The organism is Erythrobacter sp. W36 (assembly GCF_057364935.1).
Genome location: NZ_CP200281.1, coordinates 1,465,237 through 1,490,177, shown reverse-complemented (window position 1 = coordinate 1,490,177; position 24,941 = coordinate 1,465,237). Strand labels below are relative to the sequence as shown.

Sequence of the window (24,941 nt, the reverse complement as noted above, 5' to 3'; positions counted from 1 at the left end):
ATCAGCTCAGAGCCAGCTGGCGATCTGGCTCAGCGGCTTTTTCTTTAGCGCATGAGCGGGCACAGTGGCATCCGCGCTGGGCCGGCCGACGACCACAATCATCAGCGGCTTTTCCCATTCGGGGCGCTCGCACGCCTCGCGCAGGAAGCCCATCGGCGATGGCGTGTGGGTTAACGTCGAACAGCCACCTTCATGCAGCGCCGCGATCAGCATTCCGCAGGCAATCCCGACGCTTTCATTGACGTAGTAATTCTGCGTCTTGCCGTCCTCTTCGATCCCGCCTTTGCGCTGAGCAAAGACGACGATCAGGTACGGTGCGGTTTCGAGAAACGGCTTGTCGGCATCGGTTCCAAGGTCGCTTAGCGCATCGAGCCATTCGTCGCTTGCCTTGGGCTTATCGCCATCTTCGCCGTAGAACCGCTTTTCCTCTTCCTCCGCCGCCAAACGAATGGCGCGCTTCTTCTCTGGGGAGGTCACCACCGCGAAATGCCACGGTTGGTGATTGGCGCCATTGGGCGCAGTGCCAGCGGCCTCAATCGCGGCCTCGATCACTTCGCGCGGCACCGGCTCATCGGAGAAATAGCGGCAGGAACGGCGCTCTTTCAATCGGTCGCGGAGGCTCTGCGCGCGGGCAATTGCCTCATCGGCGGGGATGGCGGGCAGGTGATAGGGAACGGTATCGTGGTCTTTCATAATGAACCTATTGCGCGTTGGCGCGGCAAAGGAAAGAGGCGAGTGCAGACACTACTAACACCAATGTAGGTTGCATTTGATGAACCTATTTGTCATAAGGTGATTGCGACTCGAAAAAAGCGGAGCAAACTCATGAACTGGCTCGACCTTCCACTGCTGCACCCGGACCGTGATATTACAGGGTTTCGCCCGTTTAAGGCGCTGAGCCATTTCCGTAAGCTGGTGGCGGATAAGGAAGACACGAAGCAGGTTTTCCATATCATTGATGCGCTGAAAGGCCGCAAGGTTCAGGCTCAGGCAGAGGAGTTCCTCAAATCCCCCAATGCGCGTGGTTTCATGCTGCGCGAGAGCGTTCTGCCGGTCGCCGATATGCTGGATGATCACAGCCGCTGGGACGATTGCGGGCCAAACACCGTCGCGCAGCATTACATCCGCTTTATGAAGCGCGAGGGCCTGACCGCGAATGGTCTGGTGGAGGAAAGCTATGCCTGGCGCCCGCGTGAGGAACGCCCAGAGGATCAGGTTGAATGGTATATCAGCCGCCTGCGCGATACCCATGATCTGTTTCACATCCTCACCGGCTATGGCCGCGATGCCTTGGGTGAAGCAGCACTGCTTGGCTTTAGCTATGAGCAGAACCACAATCTCGGCGTGAAATTCATCGCCTATGCCGCCGCGCGCCAGATCAAGAAGGTGACGGAAACGAAGGCCCCGCTCTATGACGCGATCCGCGAGGGACGCGATCTGGGCAAGGCCGCCGCCACTCTGGCGCATATGGATGTCGAGGCGGTGATGCGCGAAGACATTGATGTGGTCCGCAAGATGCTGAGCATCGGTGAGCCGGTGATCTATCGCCAATGCCTGGCCCAGCTGGATGCGGAAGGTTTTGCAGAGCAAAACCTCGGCCTCTCAGAGGTGCAAGCGGCCTAAGACTGAGCGGCTTCAACATTCGGGTTGGGCGTTATCTTACGGATCGTCCAAGCCGCCAGCAGCACTCCGATCAGCAGTAATGCCGCCGCCACCAGATAGGGCGCGCCGGGGAAATAGACGCCTTGCCCGTCGGCAAAGGCTCCGAACACCCCGGTCATCAGGATCGGTCCGAAAATGCTGGTGATGCTCATGGTGCTGGCAACCGCGCCTTGCAGCTCCCCCTGTGCATCCTCATCGACCCGCTCGCTCATCATCTGTTGCAGCGCGGGGAAGGTGAGGCCGCCCAGGCCGCCGATGACTACGCCCAGCACCATGACCCAGCTGGCCGACGCAAAGGCGAACAGATAATAGGCCGGCATCGAGATGAAGAAGCCGAGCATTGCGGTGCGTTCCGGCCCGATCCGCGCGATCACTCGACCCGTCAGGCCGCCTTGAATGACCACCAGAATGACGCCGAACAGCGCGACGCTCAGCCCGATTTCGATCTCACTCCATTCGAACACCAATTTGGTGTGATAGGCCCAGACCGACATTTGCGATTGGCCCGCCATCTGGGTGAAGAAGATCACCAATAGAAAGCCCATAACCACCGGCAGGCGGCTCATCTGGATCAGCGTGCCGAGCGGGTTTGCGCGTTTTAGTGTGAAGGCGCGGCGGCGTTCTACGGGCAGGGTTTCCTTCAGCAGAAAATAGCCCGCAACCGCTCCGCCAATTGCCAGCGCGGCAGCGATGATAAAGGGCAGGCGCACATCCACGCTGCCCAGCAAGCCGCCGATGGCCGGGCCGACGACAAAGCCGCTCGCGCCCGCACCGCCCATAATGCCGAAATATTTGCCCCGCTCCGCTGGCGAGGCGACATCGGCGATGCAGGAATTCGCGGCGGCCCAGCTCGCCCCCATGATCCCGGCCATGATCCGCCCCAGAAACAGCCAGAACAAAGTCGGCGCCCAGGCCATAATCGCGTAATCGAGGCCGAGGATGAACAATGTCACCAGCAACACCGGGCGGCGCCCAAAGCTGTCGGAAAGGCCGCCGATGATTGGCGCAAACAGAAATTGCATCAGTGCATAGGCAAACAGCAGCCAGCCGCCGATTTCTGCGGTGCGGTCGACGCTTTCGCCGGTCAGCTCCTCCAGCAGATCTGGCAGGACAGGGATGATCAGCCCGATCCCAACCATGTCGATAAACACGATCAGCGCGACAAAGATCAGCGTCGATGTGGGGCGCGGTGCGTTCATCGATCGGCTTTCGGGATGACGAATTTCAGACCCGACCAGACCGCATCAACGGCGCATTTCTTGATGTCGACAAAGCCTGAGGCCAGGCTAGGCGCGCTGGACCGCAGCCTGATCGAGCGCCGTCTCGCGGCCCGAGCCTTTCTTCGGCCAGCTGACCCAAACCTGCCCATCTTTTGCGATTTTCTGGCGCAGCTGCGCGAGCTTGGCAGTCAGATCGCTCTCTTCGGTGACAAAGATATGCGCGGCGCCCAGGCCTTCGGCTGGTTCAGCGATGAAATGCAGGTCGAGGCCATATTCCCTGATCTCGTCCATGATGCTGGCTGGCATGGCGTCAAACCAGCAGGTCTGCCCATCGCGCAGGGTCAGCTTCTTGGCGAGCGGTGTTCCTGAATAGCCAGCGGTCATGTCACCACATTTGCATCATACAATCGCCATAGTCGACCGCGAGATGCCACATTGCGCCAATGCCGAGCGCGCGAACCCACCATCGCGCTTTGGGTAAAGCGATCATTGCGGCGTAAAGCCCCGCGCCGACCCAGCCGTGCAGATAGTGGAAACCAATGCTGCAGCGGTTCGGATCAAAGATCGGATCGGCCAGCAAATGGTCGAGATCGATCAGGTTGGCGCTGGCAATTACTAGCCCTGCGCGCAGCCAATTCTCGCGCCAGATCAGCCAGCCGATTGCGAACGGGACGAGCCAATGCCCGCCGTAGTGGAGGATGGGTTGGAGGAGGCCCAACTATGCTATCTCGTCACTCCCGCGAACGCGGGAGTCTAAATTGTCAGCGGTACTATTTCGCCTTGGATTCCCGCTTTCGCGGGAATGACGAAGGGGTGGTTTCTCTCCTCTACCCACTTCCTCGGCGTCACCCCGGACTTGATCCGGGGTCCATCCCCATCGCCAAGCTTGCGAACAGTGCGCTGGCGATGGATGCTGAACCAAGTTCAGCATGACGGGGGATTGGGTTCGTTCACCCCTCCATCCAGTCGTATAATCGTCATCGCGAGGAGGCCAATTGGCCGACGCGGCGATCCAGATTGCGGCGGAAGAGAGATGGATTGCCGCGCCTTGCTGGCGCAAGGCTCGCAATGACGAGTGGGGTCATCACCCCTCCATCCAGTCGCGGAAGAAGCTGGCGTGGGCCTCGCGGAGGTCGGCAAGGGGGACCCGATATTCTTGATTGTCAACGTCAGACAGTAAAATATCAGCCCCAGACACTCGGCCTAGAGTTTCTAAGTTCAGGCTGCTGTTTTCTAGTTCGGCATAGATCGCCTTCTGGTCTTTCCCGGTAAGCAAGTAGGTTCCTTGCTGTTCGCCGAAAGGCTCCAAAAATGCATGATCGAGTATATCGACATTGCATCCAATATTTCCAGCGAGCGCCATCTCCGCAATTGCGACCATGGCCCCCCCATCTGAAATGTCGTGGACCGAATTCACAAGGCCTTTGCCGATCAGGGCTAAGATTTTCTCGCCAACTTGTCGTTCTAGATCAAGGTCGACCAAAGGTGGTTGGCCTGCCTCTGCTCCCTGAACTTCTCTCAACCACAATGACTGCCCAAGCATTTGTTTTGGAGGGACGATCTTTGCCCCCCTTAGGATAAACAGGAAGTCGCCCTCATTCTTAAACCCCATCGTCATCATCTTCGAATAATCGTTGATAATGCCGACCCCGCCGATGGCTGGGGTGGGGAGGATTGCGCTGCCGCCGCCGGTTGCCTTGCTTTCGTTATAGAGCGAGACGTTCCCCGAAACGATTGGGAAGTCGAGCGCGCGGCAGGCGTCGCCCATACCTTCCAGAGCGTGGACGAATTGCGCCATGATCTCGGGCCGCTGCGGGTTCGCGAAGTTCAGGCAATTGGTCACGGCGAGTGGCCGCGCGCCGACGGCGCATAGGTTGCGATACGCCTCCGCAATCGCCTGTTTGCCGCCTTCATATGGGTCGGCATAGACATAGCGCGGGGTGCAATCGGTGGTCAGCGCCAGCGCCTTTTTCGTACCATGCACGCGCACAACGCCCGCATCGCCGCCCGTTTGCAGCGTGTCGCCCATCACCTGACTGTCATATTGCTCCGAAATCCAGCGGCGGCTGGCAAGCGCGGGGCTGGCCATCAGCTTGAGCAAATCCGCGCCGATATCCGTGCTTTCTGGCACATCATCCAGCGGCTTGACCTTGGCCCAGGCCTTGTATTCTTCCTTGGAGAGATAGGGCCGCTCATATTCCGGCGCGTCGGCGGCCAGTGGGCCCAGCGGTATGTCGCAGACAACTTCGCCGCCCCATTCCAGCACCATATGGCGGGTGTCGGTCACTTCGCCGATGACGGCAAAGTCGAGCTCCCACTTCTTAAAGATTGCGGCCGCCATCTCTTCCTTGCCGGGCTTCAGCACCATGAGCATCCGCTCCTGGCTCTCGCTCAGCATCATTTCGTAGGGTGTCATGCCCTCTTCGCGGCACGGGACCATATCCATGTTGAGGCGGATGCCCGCCTTGCCATTGGTCGCCATTTCTACGGACGACGATGTGAGGCCCGCGGCCCCCATATCCTGAATTGCGACGATGGCGTCGGTGGCCATCAGCTCAAGGCACGCCTCGATCAGCAGCTTTTCCGTGAACGGATCGCCCACCTGCACGGTGGGCCGCTTCGCCTCTGCGTCTTCTTCAAAGTCCGCGCTGGCCATGGTCGCGCCGTGGATGCCATCGCGCCCGGTCTTTGACCCGACATAGACGATCGGATTACCGACGCCTGTCGCGGCGGAATAGAAGATCTTATCCGTATCCGCGACGCCGACGGTCATCGCATTGACCAGAATATTGCCGTCATAGGCTGGGTGGAAATTGGTCTCGCCGCATACGGTCGGCACGCCGACGCAATTGCCATATCCGCCGATGCCGGCAACCACGCCCTTCACCAAATGCTGCATCTTGGGATGCTCTGGCCGTCCAAAGCGCAGCGCATTGGCATTCGCCACCGGGCGCGCGCCCATCGTGAAGACATCGCGCAGGATCCCGCCAACGCCGGTCGCCGCGCCTTGGTATGGCTCAATATAGGACGGGTGGTTGTGGCTCTCCATTTTGAAGATCGCCGCCTGGCCATCGCCAATATCGATCACGCCAGCATTCTCACCGGGGCCGCAAATCACCCACGGGGCTTCTGTCGGCAGCTTCTTCAAATGGAAGCGCGAACTCTTATAGCTGCAATGCTCCGACCACATCACGGAAAAGATGCCCAGCTCCACCATATTGGGCACGCGGCCCAGGCTTTTCAGGACCTGTTCGTACTCCTCAGGCGAGAAGCCGTGCTGCTCGACAATTTCGGGTGTGATTTCGGGTGCGCTGGCTTGTGATGAATCGCTCATGCACGGCGCTTTAATTCACTCGCTTGGGGCCGCCAAGCCTCCACGCCGAATGTGCCAGCGGTTATGCCCGACCCACCACGCCAGCGCCGTTGTGACGGCAAAGGCGATCAGGGCCTGAGCATAGAGCGCCATATTCGCCTCCGTCGGGGCGGGGCCGAACCAATTGACCATCTGCATCAGCAGCAGCACACCCAGCAAGATCAGCGGCGGGCCGACCGGGCCGCGCGTGCGCTTCACATAGATCATGAACGCACCAATGGTGATCAGCAGCTCCAGCGGCATGGCGATCTGAGGGTAATTCCACAGGCCAAGGCCGTACGCCTTTGGCCCGCCAGCGATGGTCATATCCGGCGCATGGGTCAGCCAATCGAGCACCCAGTGCGACAGGACGACAAAGGCGGTCAGAACCCCGCCAAAGAAATTACGCTGAAAAACCATCACGATAATCGCGAAGACGGCCGCCCATATCGCGGTGCCTAATAAGGAATGCGTGAAGGGCATATGATAGAGGTCAAACGGCACCATCACCGTCGCATCCGGATCCACCCGCATTTTCTCCACGCCCGCCATGGCCAGCGCGAAAAAGCCCCAATCGACCAATTGCGCCGCGATAAACAAAGTGCCCAGCCGCGGTGATCGCGGTGAGATGGCTGCGGCGGCAAACAGCCGGCGCGAAGTGACCGATAAACATGGGTGCCCCTTATCCCGATTTTACCGCGCGGATTTCTGCGTGAATTTCAACGTGACGAATGCCGCTATAGAGCTCGCCGTGCCGGTTGCAAACGCGCCCCAGATGATATCCAGCACTGTGACATGCGTCGCCCACACCTTGAACACCGCCTGGCTGGTAAGATCAAACGTCGCATAACATAGCGCGCCCAGCAGCGCCCCGTTGAGTGTAGCACTCGCTACTTTGCCGCTGGTGAGCGCTGGCTTTACGCCGAACCACACCATGCCGGCGACATAAAGGAAGTAGAACGCGGCCGCCGCGCCGACATTGATGCTGTCCGCCATCAGCTCGCCAATATTGGGCTGATAGAGGTTCGCTCCCGCCCAATTCAGCCACATCGCATCCAGCACGCCAAATGCGAGCGCCGCCGTGATGTAGGCAATGAACCACTTCATTTGATTTCCCCGTTTCATGCGCAGCCTTGACCGGGCGCGCCGCGCGGGTCAATGCTCCGCGCTCCGCGAGCCGGGGTCAAAACCCGCTTTCTAATCAATTTGTGGTCTTACGAGGGACAGATCATCGAAAACGCGCCCGAACTTTCCGAAATGAGCTTTGAACAGGCGCTCAGCGCGCTGGAAACCATCGTCCAGCAATTGGAGCGCGGCGATGTGCCGCTCGACGAATCCATTGCTTTGTATGAGCGCGGCGAGAAGCTGCGCGAGGCGTGCCAAAAGCGGCTCGATACGGCGAGCGCGCGGATCGAGAAGATCGTGACCAACCGCGATGGCGCCGCCGCCGGCACTGAGCCGCTCGACGCGCAGCAATAGGAGCGGCTGCGCGTGGGGGATAAAGCAAACTTGCTGGCCGATCAGCTAAAGCGGGTTCAGGGCGAGATCGATTCCGTTTTCGATGCCTTTTTGCCTGTTCCGCCCGATACGCGCGCCCGGCTGGTCGAGGCGATGCGTTACGCGGCGATTGGCGGCGGCAAAAGGGTGCGCCCGCTGTTGCTGGTGAGCACGGCGGAATTGTTCGGCGTCGACCGCACAGCCGCCCTGCGCGCTGGCTGCGCGGTGGAGGCGATCCACGTCTATTCGCTGATCCATGACGATCTACCCTGCATGGATGACGATGACCTGCGCCATGGCAAGCCGACCGTGCACAAGGTGTTCGACGAGGCGACCGCTGTGCTGGCGGGCGATGCTCTGCACGCGCTGGCGTTTGAAATTCTCGCCGATCAGGACACCAGCGCCGATCCTTTTACCCGCAGCGAGCTGATGATGACGCTGGGCACAGCCAGCGGAATGAAGGGCATGGCGGGCGGCCAGATGATGGATATGGTCGCCGATGACGAGGGGATCGAATACGATCTTCACTCAATCACCCGGCTTCAGCAGCTTAAAACCGGCGCTTTGCTGGCCGCATCGGTGGAAATGGGCGCAATCATGGGCAAAGTCGCCCCGGAAGGCCGCGCGCATTTACGGGCGTATTCCCGCGATATTGGCCTGGCGTTCCAGATTGCCGATGACCTGCTCGATGTGAGCGGGGACGAGGCGAAAGCGGGCAAGGCGCTGCGCAAGGACGAGAGCCAAGGCAAGCAGACATTTGTGACCCTGATGGGCGCGGAAAAGGCACGCGAACAGGCGAGCGCGCTGGTGGATCAGGCGATAGGCCACCTCGCGAGTTATGGCGAAGAGGCAGAGACGCTGCGAGCACTCGCGCGCTTTGTGGTTGAGAGGGATCGGTAGACATGAGTGAACGCATCGGAATTTATCCCGGGACCTTTGACCCGATCACTCTGGGCCATGCCGATATCATCCGGCGCGGGGCAAAGTTGGTTGATAAGCTTATCATTGGAGTCACGACCAACCCCTCCAAAAACCCTATGTTTTCGACCGAGGAACGCTTCGCCATGGTCGAGCGTGAGGTTGCGAATATGGGCGTGAGCAATGTCGAGGTGGTGGGTTTCAACGCGCTGCTCGTCAAATTCGCGCAAAAGCAGGGCGCGCGGGTAATTATCCGCGGACTGCGCGCGGTGGCGGATTTTGAATACGAATATCAAATGGCGGGCATGAACCAGCAGCTCGATGAGAATATCGAGACGGTGTTCCTGATGGCGGATGTCTCGCTCCAACCGATCGCATCGAAACTAGTGAAGGAAATCGCGCTATATGGCGGAGATATAACGCCTTTCGTGAACAATGAGGTGCGCGAGGAAGTGAATGCCCGCGTCAAGGAAATCGGCCTTAAGGGCGATTACTAGAACCGTCACACTGCCGCGCGTTCACGCTTAGCTGTCGATGGGGCGTCACTCATTCATTGAAGTGTCAGGCACGCGTGGTTAAACAGCGCGGGCAACACACAAATTACCCGGAAAAACGACCTTCATGATCTTTCGTAAACTACTGTGCGCCTCCGCCTCTCTTGCGCTGCTTGCCGCGCCTCAGGCCGTCTTTGCTCAGGACGCCGAGCCGGAGGGCGAAGCGCCAGCGGCAGAGGCCGAGACTGAGGCCGCTGAGCCTGCCGAACGGCAAGTCTACACGCCGGTGAGCTTCGATATGAACGAGGATCCCGACAACGTCTGGCTGCTCGACCTGTCGAATGGTGAACGCGTGGCGATCCGTTTGCAAAAAGACTGGGCGCCGAACCATGTCGAGCGGATCAAAACGTTGACCCGCCAGGGGTTCTACGACGGGATCATTTTCCACCGCGTGATTGAGGGCTTTATGGCTCAGGGCGGCGATCCGACCGGTACGGGCCAGGGCGGCTCTGAATTGCCTGACCTCAAGGCAGAATTTAACCCGATGCCGCATGTTCGCGGCAGTCTGGCGATGGCGCGCGCAACCTCGGAAGACAGCGCGAACAGCCAGTTCTTCATCGTGTTCTATCCGCGTTTCAGCCTAGACAAGCGCTACACCAATCTCGGCCGCGTGATCAGCAATATGGCCAGCGTCGATGCGATCAATCGCGGCGAGCCGCCTACCGAGCCCACCCGCATTCTTCAGGCATCGCTTGCCAGCGACAACAAGCCGCAGGTCATGCCGACCGCACCAGCGGTAGAAGAAGAGATCACTGCCGACGCTCTAAGCGCGCCGCTCAGCTAAAGATCTGGGGCTAGTTTTTCTTTCCGCATGGCGCGCTCGCGGCTAAGGCCCCGCCGATGCGTGTTGATTTATTCGATTTCGACCTTCCGCAAGATCTGATTGCGCTGCGCCCGGTGCGCCCGCGCGATGCGGCGCGCATGCTTGTGGCGCGGGGGGATGAGCCCTTTGCCGATAAGGGCGTTCGCGATCTGCAAAGCCTGTTGAACGCGGGCGATGTGCTGGTGTTTAACGACACCCGCGTGATCCCGGCCCAGCTGGAGGGGCGGCGCGCAGGCGGAGAGGCCAAGATCGGCGCAACTCTGCACAAGCGGATCGATCTGCGCCGCTGGCAGGCCTTCATCCGCAATGCAAAACGCGTGAAAGAGGGCGATCAGCTGGTGTTTGGCGGCGGCGTCACCGCCATTGCCGAGGCGCGTCATGCCGATGGCAGCCTCACTTTGATGTTCGAAGGCGAAGAGCCAGTCGAGGTGCTGCTGGAGCGGGCAGGGCGCATGCCTTTGCCGCCCTACATTGCGGGGAAGCGCGGGGTCGATGAACAAGACCTCAAAGACTATCAAACCATGTTCGCCGCCGAAGATGGCGCGGTTGCTGCGCCCACGGCTTCGCTGCATTTCACGCCTGAGCTGGTCGAGGCGATCGATGCGGCGGGGATCGGGCGAGAGACGCTGACCCTGCATGTTGGCGCTGGCACATTTCTGCCCGTGAAGGCGGACGACACTGATGACCATCAAATGCACAGCGAATTCGGCCGGATAGAGGCCGATGTTGCCGAGCGCCTGAACGCCGCGCGCGCGGCCGCATGGGCGAGTGATCGCGGTCGGCACCACTTCTCTGCGTCTGCTGGAAAGCGCGGCGCGGGCCGACGGCCAGATCGAGGCATTTGCTGGCGACACCGACATCTTCATCACGCCCGGATATGAGTTTCGCGCGGTCGATGGCCTGATGACCAATTTTCACCTACCAAAATCGACGCTGATGATGCTGGTTAGCGCGCTGATGGGGCGGGACCGGATGATGGCGGTCTATGCCCATGCAATTGAAAACAAATATCGCTTCTACTCTTATGGTGACTCGTCCCTGCTGCTGCCGTAACCAAGGGGCATGCAAGAACCCATTCTCTCCATCGCAGGCCTGAGCAAGGTGTATTCCGGGGGCGTAAAGGCGCTCGATGATGTTGATCTGGAGATCCGCAAGGGCGAGATTTTTGCTCTGCTGGGGCCGAACGGAGCGGGTAAGACGACGCTGATCGGCGCGGTATGCGGATTGGTGCGGCCAAGCGGCGGTGTGATCACCGCATTCGGCCACGATCTGAAGAGCGACTGGCGCAGTGCGCGCGCGCGAATTGGCTTGGTCCCGCAAGAGCTTAGCACCGACATGTTCGAGACAGTTGAGCGCGCGGTCAGCTATTCACGCGGCCTGTTCGGCCATGCCCCTGACAAAGTGCGCATCCACGAAATTCTGCGCTCGCTCAGCCTTTATGAAAAGCGCAGCTCGCAAATTCGCGAGCTATCCGGCGGCATGAAACGCCGCGTGCTGATCGCCAAAGCGCTGGCGCATGAGCCAGAGCTGTTATTCTTGGACGAGCCCACCGCCGGGGTCGATGTCGAGCTGCGCAAAGACATGTGGGAGCAGATCAGCGCGCTGCGCGAGCGCGGGACCACGATCATTCTCACCACCCATTACATTGAAGAGGCTGAGGAAATGGCCGACCGCGTTGGTATTATTCGCGGCGGCAAGATCCTGATGGTGGATGACAAGGCCTCAATGATGAAGCGGCTTGGCCGGACAGAGGCGGTGCTGCAACTGGCCGAGCCTTTGTCTGAGCTACCGCCCAGCATTGCCGCGTTTCCACTCGAACTCAGCGCAGACGGGCGCGAGCTGTGCTTTCGCGGCGGTGATGGGACGGGCAAGGGCCGCCAGCAGGTTGCCGACCTCACCAAAGCGCTGATCGCCGTGGGAATTGATTTCACTGGCATCGACATTCGCGAGAGCTCGCTGGAGGATATCTTCGTCTCGCTCCTGACCGAGCAGGAGGAGCCAGCATGATTGGGTTCAACGTCCGTGGCACTTGGTCGATCTATAAGCGCGAGGTCATGCGCTCCTTGCGCACCGCGTTTCAGTCGATCCTCTCGCCTGTGCTCACCACGTCGCTTTACTTCATCGTGTTCGGCACGGTCATCGGCGCGCGGATGGAGCCGGTTGACGGGGTGGCTTACGGCGCCTTCATAATTCCCGGCCTGCTCATGCTAACCCTGTTGGGAGAGACCACCAGCAATTCCAGCTTTGGCATCTATATGCCGCGCTTCACCGGCACGATCTACGAGCTGCTCTCCGCGCCGGTTGGCGTGGCAGAGACGCTGATCGGGTTTGTGGGGGCGGCGGCGACTAAGGGGCTGATCCTTGCCGCCATCATCCTCGTCACGGCGACATTCTTTGTCGACTACCAGATCAAATTTCCACTGTTCGCCGCGCTCTACATCATGCTGATCGCGGCGAGTTTCTCTCTGTTCGGCTTTATTCTCGGCATTTGGGCAGATGGGTTTGAAAAGCTTGGGATTATCCCGCTGCTCATTCTCACCCCGCTGACATTTCTGGGCGGCACGTTTTATTCGATCGATGATCTGCCAGAGCCTTGGAATTCGGTCGCATTGGCCAATCCCATTGCCTTCCTGGTCAGCGGGCTGCGCTGGACCTTTTATGGCACCTCGGATGTGCCGATTGCCTTGTCGCTCGGCCTAACGCTCGGGTTCTTGGCGGTTTGCACGGCAATTATCGCATTCATCTTCAAGACTGGCTGGCGCTTGCGAGAGTGACGCGCTAGGCGCTGCGCGACTTATGACCGAGCGTTTCAAATTCAGCATCGCCGCCACCGACGGCAAGGCGCGCACCGGCAGCATTCAGATGCAGCGCGGCACCATCGCGACGCCTGCATTCATGCCGGTTGGCACGGCGGCCACCGTAAAGGCGATGAAGCCGGAGAGCGTGCGCGCGCTGGGCGCAGATATTATCCTTGGCAACACCTATCACCTGATGCTGCGCCCCGGTGCGGAGCGGGTCGCGAAATTGGGCGGATTGCACAAGTTCATGAATTGGGATCGCCCGATCCTGACCGACAGCGGCGGTTATCAGGTGATGAGCCTGTCCGACCTGCGCAAGCTGACCGAGGAGGGCGTGGAGTTCCGTAGCCATATCGATGGCTCCAAACACATGCTCACCCCAGAACGCTCGATGGAAATTCAGCGCCTGCTGGGCAGCGATATTGTGATGGCGTTTGATGAATGCCCGCGCGCCGACCGTCCGCGCGAGGAAATCGCCGCCAGCATGGAGCTGTCCATGCGCTGGGCCAAGCGCAGCCGCGACGGATTTGACAGCGGCGGCGAGCACGCCGCGCGCTCAGCTCTGTTCGGCATTCAGCAGGGCGCTCTTGATGAAGAACTGCGCAAGATCAGCGCTGAGAAGCTCACTGACATCGGCTTTGATGGTTATGCGGTCGGCGGTCTGGCCGTGGGCGAGGGGCAAGAGGCGATGTTCGGCGTGCTTGATTATGCGCCGGGCCACCTGCCTGAGGATAAGCCGCGCTACTTGATGGGCGTTGGTAAGCCAGACGATCTGGTCGGCGCGGTGGAGCGCGGGATCGATATGTTTGACTGCGTGCTGCCCACGCGTTCGGGCCGCAATGGCCAGGCGTTCACCTGGAACGGCGCGATTAACCTGCGCAATGCCCGCTTTGCCGAAGACACTGGCCCGCTGGATGAGCGCTGCGAATGCCCGACCTGCAGCACCTATTCGCTGGCCTATTTGCACCATTTGCAAAAATCAGGAGAGATCCTGGGCGCGATGCTCGTGACTGAGCACAATCTTGCCTTCTACCAAAGCTTGATGAAGGCGATGCGCGGTGCCATTGCGGGCGGAACATTCTCTGCCTTTGCCGCTGATTTTCGGCGCGATTATCTGAAAGATCGTAAGTGATGTCCAAAGCTCCCGACGCCAAAGCCCCTGAGGATTGCGCGAGCATGACTGAAGTGCGCGAAGGCGTGGATGCGACCGACCGCGAGTTGGTGGCTCTGCTGGAGCGGCGCTTTGGCTATATGCGGGCGGCGGCCCGGATTAAGCCCAGCCGCGATGCGGTGCGCGATGAAGGGCGCAAAGCGAGCGTGATTGCTGCCGCTGTGGCCGAAGCAGAAGCGCGCGGCCTGCCGGGCGATGTCATCGGCGACATTTGGGAACGCCTGGTCGAAGGCTCGATCGCTTACGAATTTGACGAATGGGACCGCACGCGGACCTAGGTCTCAGTTCGGTTAAGGAAACGCTCAAGGCGTAACTCCTTCTTCTCCGCGTTCTTCGTCTTAATTGATCGTGCCATTTTTTCGATCTGGCGATGCCATTTCATCTCATTCTTTTCGGCGCCGCCATTTTTTATAGGTCCGCACGCCAATACGCGCACAGGCTTGAAACCGACGAAGCCCAGCACTTGCTTTTTCCAGCGTTTGACGATTGCATTTCCATACAGCAGCCGCAGAAAAAATGGAGGTGTGTCCATGGTCACGATCATATCAGCTGAGCGCCCTTGCATATGCCCATCCCAAAGCGAGCTGTTTTTTCGGTACGAAAACATAAAGCCGGGCAGAAAGAGACGATCAAGAAGCCCCTTCAGTTCAGCTGGTTCGCTTCCCCACCACATTGGAAACGCCACCACCAGGTGATCGCACTGATCGATTTGAGCCGCCAGCTGCTCAAGATCCGGTTCCCAGTCAGTTCGTTTTTTATAGCCATGCTTCAGGTTCGGTCCGAAGGCTAAGTCGCGAAGAGCAATGCGAGTTACCTGTGCATTGCTCGGGATTGACCGCTGATAATGATCGAGGAGGCTGGTCGAAAAGCGACCTTGGTCGGGATGTCCGTCCAACATCAGCACATGCATAGAGCGCTCTCCATTACAACACATAGATTGTGCGCCTCATTCCACCAAAAGAAAAGGGCGGCCCGCTCCGTTGAAGGAGGGGACCGCCCTGTTTCTTATCGGATGTTCGCGGATTAGCGCGAGTAGAACTCGACCACGAGGTTTGGTTCCATCGTTACCGGGTAAGGCACTTCGTCGAGCTTCGGTACGCGGGTGAAAGTGATCTTGTCGGTGCCGTCAGGCGCGACATAATCAGGAATATCACGCTCTGGCAGGCTTTGCGCCTCGATAACCAGCGCCATTTCCTTGGCTTTCGCGCCGAGGCTGATCACGTCGCCCACATCGCAGCGGCGGCTGGCGATGTTACACTTTACGCCGTTCACGAGAATGTGACCGTGGCTGACGATTTGACGGGCGGCAAAGATCGTTGGCGCGAATTTCGCGCGGTAAACGATCATGTCGAGACGGCGCTCAAGCAGGCCGATCAGGTTCTGGCCGGTGTCGCCTTTGATTTTGGTCGCATCTTTATAGGTGCTGCGGAACTGCTTCTCAGTGACATCGCCGTAGTAGCCTTTGAGCTTCTGCTTCGCGCGCAGCTGAAGGCCGAAATCGCTCATCTTGCTCTTGCGACGCTGACCGTGTTGGCCAGGACCGTAAGAACGCTTGTTCACTGGTGAGTTTGGACGACCCCAGATGTTTTCACCCATCCGGCGGTCAAGTTTATGCTTCGAGCTGGTACGCTTCGTCATAGATACATCTTTCAAATTGCATGAGCCGCCCCAGTGGCGACCGTTTAACCCGGCATCGCTCCGCTTGAGATGTCTCAAACGCGGCTACCGCTTCACCGGGGTGCGGAGCCAATTTGCGAAGGCGCGCGAATAGCAGGATTGCGGGGCGCGTCAAGCCTTTGTCGCCGCTTCGGCGCCCCGTATTTGCCGCGCGTTTGGCCTAGGGATCGCGCCGCGTCCGCCCGAGCGAAGACAAGACCCCACGCAAGGTGCGGATTTCCAGGTGGTTCCACCCCGGCTTGGTCAGCACATTGCGCAAGGTTTGCGCGGTGGCCTCGCGCCGTGGCTCGGGCAGGAAATAGCCCTTTGGCTCCAGCAATTGCTCAAAGTGCCCGACCAATCCATCGAGCTCTTCTTGCGGGGCAGGGGGCAGCAGATCCTCTTGCGGTGGCTGAGCAAGGCCAGCCTCGCTGCGGACCACTTTTGACCATTCGTAAGCGCACAGGATCACTGCTTGTGCGAGATTGAGCGAGCCAAATTCCGGATTGATTGGCACTGTGAGGATGCTGCGCGCTAGGCCTACGTCTTCGGTTGCCAAGCCGGAGGCCTCGCGTCCGAATAAAATGGCGCTGCGCCCGCTCTGGGCCTTGATCTCGCGTGCGGCCTCATCGGGCGTCACCACCGGCTTTGAAACGCCGCGTTTGCGCACAGTCGTGGCATAGATATTCGCGCAATCGGCCACCGCTTCCTCAGTGCTGGCGAAGACCTGAGCTTGCTCCAGCACAATGTCCGCGCCAGCCGCCGTGGGGCCAGCGGCGGGATTGGGCCAGCCATCGCGCGGATCGACTAGGCGCATCTCGGTCAGCCCGAAATTGAGCATGGCGCGCGCGGCGTGTCCGATGTTCTCGCCCATTTGCGGGCGGACCAGGACGATGATGGGCTGGTTGTTGCTGGACATGCGCGCGGATCAGTCCTGCGCCGCTTCCTGCACGGTGCTGGCAAATTCCTCAAAATCGCGCGCTTCTGAAAAGTCGCGGTAGACCGAGGCGAAGCGGATATAGGCGACGCTGTCGATCTGCTTCAGCCCCTCCATCACCATCTCACCGATCTTGGCAGAGGGCACCTCGGCATCGCCGCGCGGTTTCGACTTGGCGCTGAATACCGGAGACCAACCGGTCGATCCGGTCCTGTGTCACGCCGCGTTTGCGGCAGGCGAGCGAGACGGAGCGTTCCAGCTTGTCCCGGTCAAACGGCTCGCGGCGTTCCTCCTGACCGTCATCGCCTGCTTTGACGATCACGATTTCGCGCAATTGCACGCGTTCAAAGGTGGTGAAGCGCGCGCCGCAGCTGGAGCATTGACGCCGGCGCCGGGTCGCGGTTGCGTCCTCGGTCGGGCGGCTGTCCTTAACCTGGCTGTCGTCGTTCGCGCAAAAGGGGCAGCGCATGGTTCGGGGCTACTTCTTGATACGATTGTAAAAGGCGATGCCAGCGCCAGCAGCAAGGCCGAGCGGCAGGCTGATCACGGGCAGGATTGCACCGGCAACCGCACCAATCGCTGCGCCGGTCAGCACGGGCTTGGTCGAAGGGTGCTTCATCCCTTCCTTGGCCATGCCGGAAAGTTCAGCCTTGGTATCGTCAATCCAGTCAGGACCGTCATCTTGCGGGGTGCTCATGGATTTGGCCCTCACATACCCGGATAGACAGGGAAGGCGGAGCAAAGCTCGCTGACGCGGGCGCGAACGCTTTCCTCAACCTGCGCATCGCCCTCTGGGCCGTTCTTCGAGAGACCATCGACGACTTCTGCGATCAGCTTGCCAACCGTGCGGAACTCAAGCGGGCCAAAGCCGCGTGTTGTGCCCGCTGGTGTGCCCAGACGGATGCCGCTGGTCACGAATGGCGAACGTGTGTCAAACGGGATGCCGTTCTTGTTACAGGTGAGCCAAGCGCGGTCGAGACCAGCCTCGGCAGCCTTTCCGGTCACGTCTTTCGCCGTCAGATCAACCAGCATGGAGTGGTTGTCCGTGCCGCCAGATACGATCCGCAGGCCGTTCTCCTCAAGGCTAGCAGCCAGTGCGCGGGCGTTTTCAACGATCCGGTGCGCATAGGTTTTGAACTCGGGCTGCAATGCCTCGCGGAAAGCCACCGCTTTACCGGCCACCACATGCATCAACGGGCCGCCTTGCAGGCCGGGGAACACCGCCATGTTCAGCGGCTTGGTCAGATTCTCATCGTTCCACAGGATAATGCCAGAACGCGGACCGCGCAGGCTCTTATGCGTGGTCGAGGTGACGATGTCGCAATGCGGGAATGGCGATGGGTGCGCGCCGCCTGCAACGAGGCCAGAGATGTGGCTCATGTCGCACAGCAGATAGGCGCCCACCTCATCGGCGATTTCGCGGAAAGCACCGAAGTCCCAGGTGCGCGAATAGGCCGTGCCGCCGCAGATGATCAGCTTTGGCTTGTGCTCGCGCGCCGTGGCCGCCACTGCGTCCATATCGATCAGCTCATCACCCTCGGTCACGCCGTAACTGACCGGGTTGAACCATTTGCCGCTCATATTGACAGGCGAGCCGTGGGTCAGGTGACCGCCCGAATTGAGATCAAGGCCCATGAAGGTGTCGCCCGGCTCTAGCAGAGCGAGAAACACGGCCTGGTTCATCTGGCTGCCGCTGTTCGGCTGAACATTGGCAAAATTACAGCCAAACAATTGCTTGGCGCGCTCAATGGCCAGTGTTTCAACCTGATCGGCATAGTCGCAGCCGCCATAGTAGCGCTTGCCCGGATAGCCTTCGGCATATTTGTTGGTGAAAACACTGCCGGTAGCTTCCAGCACCGCGCGGCTGGCGATGTTCTCACTCGCGATCAGCTCAATCTTGTCGCGCTGGCGGGCGAGTTCGCTGGTGACAGCGGCTGCGATTTCCGGGTCAGCGGCGGCGAGATCATCGTTCCAGAAGCCGTCCATCACGGGCAGAACGTCAGAAGGGGCAGTGCTCATTGGTGGGTCTCGATTCGTGTCGTCTGGATGGGCGGGGTGCCGAGTTTGGCAACGCGGCGCTGATGCCGACCAGCGGGATCATCAGCGTCGGCGAATTCTGTTTCTAGGAAGGTCGCGATGCAGCTCTTGGCCATCTCAATGCCGGTCAGCCGCGCACCCAGCGCAATGGCATTGGCATTGTTGTGTTCGCGCGCGAGGGCAGCGGACAGCGGCTCTGACACCAGCGCGCAGCGTACACCAGGATGGCGATTTACGCTGATTGAAATGCCAATGCCCGATCCGCACAGGGCGATGCCGCGCTCGACGGTTCCCTCCGCGACGACTTCCGCCAATTTATAGCCATAGTCCGGGTAGTCGACGCTCTCACCCGCCGCCGGGCCAAGGTCGGCCACCTCATGGCCTTCTTCGATGAGCCATTCGGCGATTTCCGCTTTCATTTCGGTCGCGGCGTGATCTGATGCAATTGCTATACGCATGGGGGCTGATTTAGTGGCTCGCGCGCCCGATGACTAGGCCCACCAAGCGGCTTTTCCGGCGGCTTCCCCAAATCTATGCGTTTTGCAGAGGTGATCTACGCGAAACGCAGAGTGCAACTCCCTTGGCAATGTGGGAGAGAGCGACCGCAATATAGGGGAATTGCAATGATCAACCCGGATGGCGGCGGTTTGTCCGTCATCACGCGCCTGATGAGCCCGCTCCTTTCTGAGGACGCGGTGCAAATTTCGCCCGATATCTCTGGCCAATTCCAAGACCCGCTGGGCGCCGGACGCTTTGCTTCGGCCACCACGCCGGAATTGATGGTCGCGCGCTGTTATACCGACTGCGACCCTGGCGCAGACTTCCATCCTCCACCACTGGCGAAGGCAAGCCCAACCAGCGCGGGTCCAGAACCTGTGCAAGAATGGATAGCGAAGACCACGGGGGAAGGGCGCGCTGAGCTGCAATTGGGTGATGGCTACACTCTCAATTTTGATGAGCGATCCAGCGAGATTGAAGTCTTCAACGCGAACACAAGTGAATACACGAGGATCTGGGGTGATCCGCACATCGGTGGCGATGGAATACGGGCGTTCGACTTTTGGGGGACGACCACGTTCAAGCTTGAAAACGGTGCGAAGATCACGATCAAGACCGAGAAATGGGACGAGAATCCCAACGCCTATGTTGCGCGCAAAGTCGTGATCACAAAAGGGCACAATGCGGTGGTCATTGATGGCATTAGCCAAAATCAGCTTGGCGACCTTTCACTACAGATATCAAAAGAGGGTTATGCCCTCGATAGGCAGCACCGCGATGGATATCTCCTGCAGGAGAATGTGGAAGGGATCGGCTGGCGCTCAGTTTCTACTGGAGAGATCGCGACCCAAGAAGACTTGGATGCTACCCGCATTGGCGGCCAATTGGGGCCTGGGAGTCGATGGCTTTTCTGGGCACAAACACTACCACTCTTCAGCGAGTTTATCATGTATGAAGGGCTGGCCAATTTCACTGCTGAGCTGGGCGATGATGCGGAGGATACTTGGGAACGCAAGCCGCGAGTTCATTGCTAGACCGCGTTCTGCATTGCGAATTCTTAGCTCCCTTTGGAGAACGGGCGCTTTCTTAGCTCTGGCATGATGCGGGCCTGAGGCACGTCGCCCTTGGCTTTTCCCGCAAGATACTGAAGAAGCTTGCGCATCGCTTGGAAAAGGCAGGGGGAATTGAATGCGCTGGCTGACATTGGCTGTGACTGCTCTGATCGGCATTGCGCTGGCGATTTTGGGCACCACGCCGCAATCCCCGGCCAGAATCGACAGCGATGAGGCGAGCTTTTCTGCTGAGCGGGCGATAGAGCACGTGCGGGTTATCGCCGCAGAGCCGCACCCGACCGGTTCCGCCGCCAATGCGAAAGTGCGGGAGTATTTGGCAGCTGAGCTGGAGGAGCTGGGCGCGGAGGTTTCGCTAGTTGAAGGGCCGGTGCCAGAGCGAAGCTTGGCACGATTTGGCCGGTGGAGCGGCGAGGCGCCTGACGCGCTGACACTGACCAATGTAATCGGCGTAATACCTGGACGAGACCGTTCAAAGCCCGCCATCGCTCTGATGGCGCATCACGACACAGTCTGGGGATCGCCCGGAGCCTCCGATGACACAGCAGGTGTTGCGAGCATTTTGGAGTCGGTTCGCGCGATTACCAGCCAGGGGCAATCCGCGCGCGATATCGTCGTGTTGTTTACCGATGGCGAGGAGCTGGGCCTGCTCGGCGCGCAGCAATTCATCGATGAAAATCCGCTGGCGGACCGGGTCGGCGCGATCATCAATCTGGAGGCGCGCGGTGCGGGTGGACGCACGACCCTGTTCCAAACCTCGAAAGACAATGGCGCAGCGATTGAGCTCTATGCCGATGCCGTCTCGCGGCCCGGCGGGTCTTCGTTGGCGACCTTTGTTTACGAGGTTCTGCCCAATGACACCGATCTGACGCCTGCGCTCACGCGGCCATATGTGGCTTACAACCTGTCATTTATTGGCAGGCCAGGCCTGTATCACTCTCCCAAGGCCACGCCGGAGAACCTGGATCAGGGCGCGGTGCAGGATATGGGAGTTCAGACGCTTGAGCTGACGCTGGCGCTCGCCAATGCGGATGCTCTGCCAGAGGCGGCGGAGGATCGCACGTTCTTCGATGTGTTCGGAATTTTCCTGCTGCATTACGGCACGGTCGTTGGCTGGGTGCTGTTCGTAATGACTGCCTCGCTGCATGTGAATTGCTTGCGGATGAATTCGCCGGGTGGCTGGTGGAGGAGCCTGGCCGCATCGGCGGTGGTGATCCTGGGCGGCGGGCTCACGCTTTACACGTTCAATGCGATTTCAGGGCAGGGGGCTGGCGAGGGCATCTATTACGACCGTCTGGCTGCAATCCCGATGCTGGAGGCGCAGGCGCTGTTGATCTGTATCGCAGCTCTCGCGGTCAGCGCGCCATTGTGGGCGGGGCGGCGCGGGAGCATTGTGGGCGTTCTGATCGCTCTCGCCATGCAGATATTCGTCCCCACCACTGCGTTTCTGGTGGTCTGGCCGCTGCTGCTCGCTGGAATTCTTGGGGTGGTGACGGGCAAGTCTGATGGAGCAATCACGAAAGTGGTCGCGGCGCTCTGCGGCGGAGTGGTGCTGGGACTGATGCTGCAGTTTGGACATCAATTTATGCAAGGTGTCGGGCCGGATGTACCGATGGTGGTGGCTCTGCTCGCGGCTTTGTTGGTGCCGGTGCTCGGCCCTCTAATCCCGGCGGTGAATGCAAAACGCTGCTTTGTGATAGCGGGCGCCTGCCTAGTCGGCGCGCTCGCGATTGCGACCTGGGTGCGGTTTGACCCGGTCGCCGATACGGTGCCGCTTTACGATTCAATGAAGGGCTAGAGGTGTTGAGGTATTAGTGCAAATCGTTAGCTAAAAATTAGTTATTGGAAGAAGTTAATTTTCTATTACATTGATTTTAGAAATATTTGGCGATTCGTCGATTTTCTAAGGGGGGTTATGAAAAAAATTATCTTTTCTATAATTGCATCTGCATCTTTCGTATTATCTGGTTGTTCATCAATTCCTGCTCCTGGAGTAGGGCAAATACCTATGAGACCATTGGATAGAAATGGCTTCAAAAAAATATCAGACCGGCATTCCAATGCTGTCTGCGTTGCTAATAAAGCTGGTTGCCCTGCGAGTGGCGTTATACCCGGTTCGTGGCTAGAAGTAATTGAACGGTGTGAGTCTACCAGTGCTGCTGTAGCCGTTCATGCACGCTGTGTGAGAGATAGAAACGTTATTTTGAACTCTTTGCTATATGTCGTAGACAATAACTATTCGAATTATGAGGGCAATATAATCGCTGGGAATGCCAAGCGCAATTTTGCGTTTGGTACTCTGGATACGGTCCTAGGTTTTGCTGACATCGTTACAGAAAACGTAGATGCTCTTCGAGCGTTGACTGCAGTCCAAACTTTTGCCGGTACAACTAACACACTAGTCTCAAAAGAGTTCTATTTTGAGCAAACAATCCCTGCCTTGGTCAAAGCAATGCGTAGCGATAGGGCAGACATACTCGCGGATATTACTGTTGGTCTGAAGAAAAGTGCGTATGATGACTATCCGCTGTCGAGAGGTTTGCGCGATATCAATAGGTATTACCGCGCAGGCACTCTTTCTTCTGCAATCCTAGAGCTTGATAGTCTAGCGGGTGAAGCAGAGGTAAAATCAAAAATAAAGGCAAGATGTGCTCAAACGTCTAACAACGTGAGTCTTGCTGATGTCGATGATTGTGTCTCTGATTCAGATTAATTTATTGGATCACTGATCCAGGAACGAGCGCATCTTACGCGACCGGCTTGGGTGCTTGAGCTTGCGCAGCGCCTTCGCCTCGATCTGACGGATGCGTTCGCGGGTCACGCTGAACTGCTGACCCACTTCTTCCAAAGTGTGGTCGGTGTTCATGCCGATGCCAAAGCGCATCCGCAGCACGCGCTCCTCACGCGGGGTCAGCGATGCGAGCACGCGGGTGACGGTTTCCTTGAGGTTTGCCTGGATCGCGGCATCCACAGGGATGATCGCGTTCTTATCCTCGATGAAATCACCCAGGTGCGAATCTTCCTCATCGCCAATTGGCGTTTCGAGGCTGATCGGTTCCTTGGCGATTTTCATCACCTTGCGCACTTTTTCCAGCGGCATGGACAGACGCGCTGCCATTTCCTCTGGGGTCGGCTCGCGGCCTTCCTCGTGCAGGAATTGCCGCGATGTGCGCACCAGCTTGTTGATCGTCTCGATCATATGGACCGGAATACGGATCGTGCGCGCTTGGTCGGCGATCGAACGGGTGATCGCCTGACGAATCCACCATGTAGCGTAGGTCGAAAATTTGTAGCCGCGGCGATATTCAAACTTATCAACCGCCTTCATCAGGCCGATGTTACCTTCTTGAATAAGATCAAGGAATTGCAGGCCGCGATTGGTGTATTTCTTGGCGATAGAGATCACCAGACGAAGGTTGGCTTCCACCATTTCCTTCTTGGCGATGCGCGCCTCACGCTCGCCCTTTTGCACCATGTTCACGATGCGGCGGAATTCCGGCAAAGCCATACCAGTGTTGGCGGCAATATCGGTGATTTCGGTGCGAATACGCTCAACCGCTGCGCCTTCTTTCTCAACGAAAGCGGCCCATTTCTTATCTTTCTTCGCGTTCGCCTTGATCCAGCTGTCGTCGAGCTCATTGCCGACATAGCTTTTGAGGAAGTCGATCCGCTTAATCTTGTGACGCTCTGCCAGACGCAGCATCTGGCCGCCCAGCGCGGTCAGGCGGCGGTTAAAGGCGTAGAGATTGTCGACCAGGAATTCGATCTTGGTCGCGTGGAACTGCATGCTTTCGACTTCCGCCGTCAGCTCTTCGCCCAGCTTTTCGTATTTGTTCTCTTTGGCCTTCGGAAATTCATTGCCAGCCGCCAGAGTGTCGACCCGCTCAGCCTGAAGTTTTTCAAAGGTTTTGAATAGCTTGGTGATGCGGGCAAAACGCTCGATCGCGTCCGGCTTAAGCGTGGCTTCCATCTGCGCGAGCGAAAGAGTGTTGTCCTCTTCCTCTTCTTCTTCGCGCTTGGAGCTGCCTTCTTCGCCCTCTTCATCCTCGTCGGATGTTTCGTCGCTGTCGTCGTCATCATCGTCGCGGATAGTTGGGCCAGCGGTCTCTTCAGAGATTTCGCCGTCGTCATCATCCTCGGCGCCCTCTGCCATTTTGTCGGCAGGCGGCTCTTTGGAAAGCATCGCGTCTAGATCGAGGATCTCGCGCAGCTGCATTTCTTCGTTGTTGAGCGCCTCGGACCAATGGATGATCGCGTGGAACGTGATCGGGCTTTCGCACAGGCCGATGATCATCATGTCGCGCCCAGCTTCGATCCGCTTGGCAATTGCGATCTCACCTTCGCGGCTGAGCAATTCCACCGCGCCCATTTCGCGCAGGTACATGCGAACAGGGTCATCGGTGCGCTCGCCCGTGCCGGTCTTCTTGACCGCTGCAGCAGGCGCTTTCTTGGCGTCTTTCTTCTCGTCGCCAACCTGCATCTCAGCCACTTCGGCTTCTTGCTCGGCTTCGGCCTCAGCCTCTTCGTCGTTCTCGACGATTTGAACGCCCATTTCCGACAAAGCGGTTTGGATATCCTCAATCTGATCCGGGCTCATTTCACCAGACGGCAAAGCTTCATTGAGCTCATCATAAGTGATGTAGCCCTTTTTCTTCGCCTTGGTCATGAGCTTCTTAACTGACGCCTCGTTGAGGTCGATCAGTGGAGCATCTTCTTTATCTTGCGCTTTAGCTTTTGAAGCCATGGAT

26 protein-coding genes and 2 pseudogenes are annotated in these 24,941 nt (G+C 58.8%); 13 read left to right on the top strand and 15 right to left on the bottom strand.

The genetic code is table 11. From position 1 onward, the window contains the following. Window positions 1-6: 6 nt before the first annotated feature. Window positions 7-693, bottom strand: coding sequence for a nitroreductase family protein (locus AC0V6U_RS07300; protein WP_472645508.1), 687 nt, complete (start codon window positions 691-693; stop codon window positions 7-9). 132 nt (window positions 694-825) lie between these two features. On the opposite strand from AC0V6U_RS07300, the gene AC0V6U_RS07295 reads away from it, so the two are divergent. Further along, window positions 826-1,623, top strand: a complete 798-nt coding sequence (locus AC0V6U_RS07295; RefSeq protein ID WP_472645507.1) for a Coq4 family protein — start codon at window positions 826-828, stop codon at window positions 1,621-1,623. On the opposite strand, the gene AC0V6U_RS07290 is transcribed toward AC0V6U_RS07295, so the two are convergent. The 6 genes from AC0V6U_RS07290 to AC0V6U_RS07265 all read right to left on the bottom strand — a co-directional run bounded on the left by AC0V6U_RS07290 (window position 1,620) and on the right by AC0V6U_RS07265 (window position 7,341). Further along, complete coding sequence (locus AC0V6U_RS07290; protein WP_472645506.1) at window positions 1,620-2,861, bottom strand: TCR/Tet family MFS transporter; 1,242 nt, start codon at window positions 2,859-2,861, stop codon at window positions 1,620-1,622. The genes AC0V6U_RS07295 and AC0V6U_RS07290 overlap by 4 nt on opposite strands. Before the next feature lie 87 nt (window positions 2,862-2,948). After that, window positions 2,949-3,266 carry a hypothetical protein gene (locus AC0V6U_RS07285; protein ID WP_472645505.1) on the bottom strand — a complete coding sequence of 106 codons (318 nt, stop codon included), beginning with the start codon at window positions 3,264-3,266 and terminating at the stop codon, window positions 2,949-2,951. 1 nt (window position 3,267) lies between these two features. Continuing rightward, window positions 3,268-3,600, bottom strand: a complete 333-nt coding sequence (locus tag AC0V6U_RS07280) for a DUF6122 family protein (RefSeq protein ID WP_472645504.1) — start codon at window positions 3,598-3,600, stop codon at window positions 3,268-3,270. Between the two features lie 366 nt (window positions 3,601-3,966). Next, the gene (gene purL / locus AC0V6U_RS07275; RefSeq protein ID WP_472645503.1) at window positions 3,967-6,216 is read right to left on the bottom strand and encodes a phosphoribosylformylglycinamidine synthase subunit PurL; all 2,250 of its coding nucleotides are present in this window, start codon (window positions 6,214-6,216) and stop codon (window positions 3,967-3,969) included. A gap of 15 nt (window positions 6,217-6,231) precedes the next feature. Then, a complete protein-coding gene (locus AC0V6U_RS07270) occupies window positions 6,232-6,834 on the bottom strand; it encodes a metal-dependent hydrolase (RefSeq protein ID WP_472645502.1) in 603 nt (200 codons plus the stop codon). Window positions 6,835-6,927: 93 nt separating this feature from the next. Further along, window positions 6,928-7,341, bottom strand: coding sequence for a DUF2177 family protein (locus AC0V6U_RS07265; protein ID WP_472645501.1), 414 nt, complete (start codon window positions 7,339-7,341; stop codon window positions 6,928-6,930). Window positions 7,342-7,392: 51 nt separating this feature from the next. Between AC0V6U_RS07265 and AC0V6U_RS07260 the strand changes: the two genes are divergently transcribed. The 9 genes and pseudogenes from AC0V6U_RS07260 (at window position 7,393) to AC0V6U_RS07220 (ending at window position 14,273) form a co-directional block, all read left to right on the top strand. Further along, window positions 7,393-7,713 (top strand): exodeoxyribonuclease VII small subunit, encoded by a 321-nt coding sequence (locus AC0V6U_RS07260; RefSeq protein WP_472645500.1) that lies wholly within the window; start codon window positions 7,393-7,395, stop codon window positions 7,711-7,713. Between the two features lie 12 nt (window positions 7,714-7,725). After that, entirely contained in the window at window positions 7,726-8,631 is a 906-nt protein-coding gene (locus tag AC0V6U_RS07255; protein WP_472645499.1) for a polyprenyl synthetase family protein, read from the top strand. Window positions 8,632-8,633: 2 nt separating this feature from the next. Then, complete coding sequence (gene coaD / locus AC0V6U_RS07250) at window positions 8,634-9,146, top strand: pantetheine-phosphate adenylyltransferase (protein WP_472645498.1); 513 nt, start codon at window positions 8,634-8,636, stop codon at window positions 9,144-9,146. A gap of 124 nt (window positions 9,147-9,270) precedes the next feature. Beyond that, complete coding sequence (locus AC0V6U_RS07245; protein ID WP_472645497.1) at window positions 9,271-9,987, top strand: peptidylprolyl isomerase; 717 nt, start codon at window positions 9,271-9,273, stop codon at window positions 9,985-9,987. A 56-nt stretch (window positions 9,988-10,043) separates the two neighbouring features. Beyond that, a pseudogene (gene queA, locus AC0V6U_RS07240) lies at window positions 10,044-11,079 on the top strand (tRNA preQ1(34) S-adenosylmethionine ribosyltransferase-isomerase QueA). 9 nt (window positions 11,080-11,088) lie between these two features. Continuing rightward, a complete protein-coding gene (locus AC0V6U_RS07235) occupies window positions 11,089-12,033 on the top strand; it encodes an ABC transporter ATP-binding protein (RefSeq protein ID WP_472645496.1) in 945 nt (314 codons plus the stop codon). Next, complete coding sequence (locus tag AC0V6U_RS07230; protein WP_472645495.1) at window positions 12,030-12,800, top strand: ABC transporter permease; 771 nt, start codon at window positions 12,030-12,032, stop codon at window positions 12,798-12,800. The genes AC0V6U_RS07235 and AC0V6U_RS07230 overlap by 4 nt, the downstream gene beginning before the upstream one ends. 22 nt (window positions 12,801-12,822) lie before the next feature. Continuing rightward, window positions 12,823-13,956: a tRNA guanosine(34) transglycosylase Tgt gene (gene tgt, locus AC0V6U_RS07225; protein ID WP_472645494.1), complete on the top strand. Its 1,134-nt coding sequence runs from the start codon at window positions 12,823-12,825 to the stop codon at window positions 13,954-13,956. Next, a complete protein-coding gene (locus AC0V6U_RS07220; RefSeq protein ID WP_472645493.1) occupies window positions 13,956-14,273 on the top strand; it encodes a chorismate mutase in 318 nt (105 codons plus the stop codon). The genes tgt and AC0V6U_RS07220 overlap by 1 nt, the downstream gene beginning before the upstream one ends. Here the strand turns inward: AC0V6U_RS07220 and AC0V6U_RS07215 are convergent. The 7 genes and pseudogenes from AC0V6U_RS07215 to rpiB form a co-directional block, all read right to left on the bottom strand. After that, window positions 14,270-14,905 (bottom strand): NAD(P)H-dependent oxidoreductase, encoded by a 636-nt coding sequence (locus tag AC0V6U_RS07215; protein ID WP_472645492.1) that lies wholly within the window; start codon window positions 14,903-14,905, stop codon window positions 14,270-14,272. The genes AC0V6U_RS07220 and AC0V6U_RS07215 overlap by 4 nt on opposite strands. Before the next feature lie 113 nt (window positions 14,906-15,018). Beyond that, entirely contained in the window at window positions 15,019-15,633 is a 615-nt protein-coding gene (rpsD, locus tag AC0V6U_RS07210) for a 30S ribosomal protein S4 (protein ID WP_472645491.1), read from the bottom strand. A 199-nt stretch (window positions 15,634-15,832) separates the two neighbouring features. Then, window positions 15,833-16,570, bottom strand: coding sequence for an RNA methyltransferase (locus tag AC0V6U_RS07205; protein ID WP_472645490.1), 738 nt, complete (start codon window positions 16,568-16,570; stop codon window positions 15,833-15,835). A 9-nt stretch (window positions 16,571-16,579) separates the two neighbouring features. Continuing rightward, a pseudogene (gene nrdR, locus AC0V6U_RS07200) lies at window positions 16,580-17,057 on the bottom strand (transcriptional regulator NrdR). A gap of 9 nt (window positions 17,058-17,066) precedes the next feature. Then, complete coding sequence (locus AC0V6U_RS07195) at window positions 17,067-17,285, bottom strand: hypothetical protein (RefSeq protein WP_472645489.1); 219 nt, start codon at window positions 17,283-17,285, stop codon at window positions 17,067-17,069. Window positions 17,286-17,296: 11 nt separating this feature from the next. Beyond that, the gene (gene glyA, locus AC0V6U_RS07190) at window positions 17,297-18,607 is read right to left on the bottom strand and encodes a serine hydroxymethyltransferase (protein ID WP_472645488.1); all 1,311 of its coding nucleotides are present in this window, start codon (window positions 18,605-18,607) and stop codon (window positions 17,297-17,299) included. Continuing rightward, window positions 18,604-19,083: a ribose 5-phosphate isomerase B gene (rpiB, locus tag AC0V6U_RS07185; protein ID WP_472645487.1), complete on the bottom strand. Its 480-nt coding sequence runs from the start codon at window positions 19,081-19,083 to the stop codon at window positions 18,604-18,606. The genes glyA and rpiB overlap by 4 nt, the downstream gene beginning before the upstream one ends. Window positions 19,084-19,248: 165 nt before the next feature. Between rpiB and AC0V6U_RS07180 the strand changes: the two genes are divergently transcribed. The 3 genes from AC0V6U_RS07180 to AC0V6U_RS07170 all read left to right on the top strand — a co-directional run bounded on the left by AC0V6U_RS07180 (window position 19,249) and on the right by AC0V6U_RS07170 (window position 22,906). Beyond that, window positions 19,249-20,157 (top strand): DUF1521 domain-containing protein, encoded by a 909-nt coding sequence (locus tag AC0V6U_RS07180; protein WP_472645486.1) that lies wholly within the window; start codon window positions 19,249-19,251, stop codon window positions 20,155-20,157. A gap of 154 nt (window positions 20,158-20,311) precedes the next feature. Next, complete coding sequence (locus tag AC0V6U_RS07175; RefSeq protein WP_472645485.1) at window positions 20,312-21,991, top strand: M20/M25/M40 family metallo-hydrolase; 1,680 nt, start codon at window positions 20,312-20,314, stop codon at window positions 21,989-21,991. Between the two features lie 117 nt (window positions 21,992-22,108). After that, window positions 22,109-22,906, top strand: coding sequence for a hypothetical protein (locus AC0V6U_RS07170; protein ID WP_472645484.1), 798 nt, complete (start codon window positions 22,109-22,111; stop codon window positions 22,904-22,906). A gap of 9 nt (window positions 22,907-22,915) precedes the next feature. Here the strand turns inward: AC0V6U_RS07170 and rpoD are convergent, their stop codons facing one another. Next, a complete protein-coding gene (gene rpoD, locus AC0V6U_RS07165) occupies window positions 22,916-24,937 on the bottom strand; it encodes an RNA polymerase sigma factor RpoD (RefSeq protein WP_472645483.1) in 2,022 nt (673 codons plus the stop codon). Between the last annotated feature and the right edge of the window lie 4 nt (window positions 24,938-24,941).

What these genes read in the sequence shown, in the direction of transcription:
- AC0V6U_RS07195 (WP_472645489.1), bottom strand. Translation starts at nt 17,285, where the DNA reads ATGAGCACCCCGCAAGATGACGGTCCTGACTGGATTGACGATACCAAG.
- rpiB (WP_472645487.1), bottom strand. Translation starts at nt 19,083, where the DNA reads ATGCGTATAGCAATTGCATCAGATCACGCCGCGACCGAAATGAAAGCG.
- AC0V6U_RS07290 (WP_472645506.1), bottom strand. Translation starts at nt 2,861, where the DNA reads ATGAACGCACCGCGCCCCACATCGACGCTGATCTTTGTCGCGCTGATC.
- rpoD (WP_472645483.1), bottom strand. Translation starts at nt 24,937, where the DNA reads ATGGCTTCAAAAGCTAAAGCGCAAGATAAAGAAGATGCTCCACTGATC.
- AC0V6U_RS07170 (WP_472645484.1), top strand. Translation starts at nt 22,109, where the DNA reads ATGAAAAAAATTATCTTTTCTATAATTGCATCTGCATCTTTCGTATTA.
- AC0V6U_RS07205 (WP_472645490.1), bottom strand. Translation starts at nt 16,570, where the DNA reads ATGTCCAGCAACAACCAGCCCATCATCGTCCTGGTCCGCCCGCAAATG.
- AC0V6U_RS07215 (WP_472645492.1), bottom strand. Translation starts at nt 14,905, where the DNA reads ATGCATGTGCTGATGTTGGACGGACATCCCGACCAAGGTCGCTTTTCG.
- coaD (WP_472645498.1), top strand. Translation starts at nt 8,634, where the DNA reads ATGAGTGAACGCATCGGAATTTATCCCGGGACCTTTGACCCGATCACT.
- AC0V6U_RS07235 (WP_472645496.1), top strand. Translation starts at nt 11,089, where the DNA reads ATGCAAGAACCCATTCTCTCCATCGCAGGCCTGAGCAAGGTGTATTCC.
- AC0V6U_RS07220 (WP_472645493.1), top strand. Translation starts at nt 13,956, where the DNA reads ATGTCCAAAGCTCCCGACGCCAAAGCCCCTGAGGATTGCGCGAGCATG.
- AC0V6U_RS07260 (WP_472645500.1), top strand. Translation starts at nt 7,393, where the DNA reads ATGCTCCGCGCTCCGCGAGCCGGGGTCAAAACCCGCTTTCTAATCAAT.
- AC0V6U_RS07180 (WP_472645486.1), top strand. Translation starts at nt 19,249, where the DNA reads ATGATCAACCCGGATGGCGGCGGTTTGTCCGTCATCACGCGCCTGATG.
- AC0V6U_RS07175 (WP_472645485.1), top strand. Translation starts at nt 20,312, where the DNA reads ATGCGCTGGCTGACATTGGCTGTGACTGCTCTGATCGGCATTGCGCTG.
- glyA (WP_472645488.1), bottom strand. Translation starts at nt 18,607, where the DNA reads ATGAGCACTGCCCCTTCTGACGTTCTGCCCGTGATGGACGGCTTCTGG.
- AC0V6U_RS07295 (WP_472645507.1), top strand. Translation starts at nt 826, where the DNA reads ATGAACTGGCTCGACCTTCCACTGCTGCACCCGGACCGTGATATTACA.
- rpsD (WP_472645491.1), bottom strand. Translation starts at nt 15,633, where the DNA reads ATGACGAAGCGTACCAGCTCGAAGCATAAACTTGACCGCCGGATGGGT.
- AC0V6U_RS07265 (WP_472645501.1), bottom strand. Translation starts at nt 7,341, where the DNA reads ATGAAGTGGTTCATTGCCTACATCACGGCGGCGCTCGCATTTGGCGTG.
- AC0V6U_RS07285 (WP_472645505.1), bottom strand. Translation starts at nt 3,266, where the DNA reads ATGACCGCTGGCTATTCAGGAACACCGCTCGCCAAGAAGCTGACCCTG.
- AC0V6U_RS07300 (WP_472645508.1), bottom strand. Translation starts at nt 693, where the DNA reads ATGAAAGACCACGATACCGTTCCCTATCACCTGCCCGCCATCCCCGCC.
- purL (WP_472645503.1), bottom strand. Translation starts at nt 6,216, where the DNA reads ATGAGCGATTCATCACAAGCCAGCGCACCCGAAATCACACCCGAAATT.
- AC0V6U_RS07245 (WP_472645497.1), top strand. Translation starts at nt 9,271, where the DNA reads ATGATCTTTCGTAAACTACTGTGCGCCTCCGCCTCTCTTGCGCTGCTT.
- tgt (WP_472645494.1), top strand. Translation starts at nt 12,823, where the DNA reads ATGACCGAGCGTTTCAAATTCAGCATCGCCGCCACCGACGGCAAGGCG.
- AC0V6U_RS07230 (WP_472645495.1), top strand. Translation starts at nt 12,030, where the DNA reads ATGATTGGGTTCAACGTCCGTGGCACTTGGTCGATCTATAAGCGCGAG.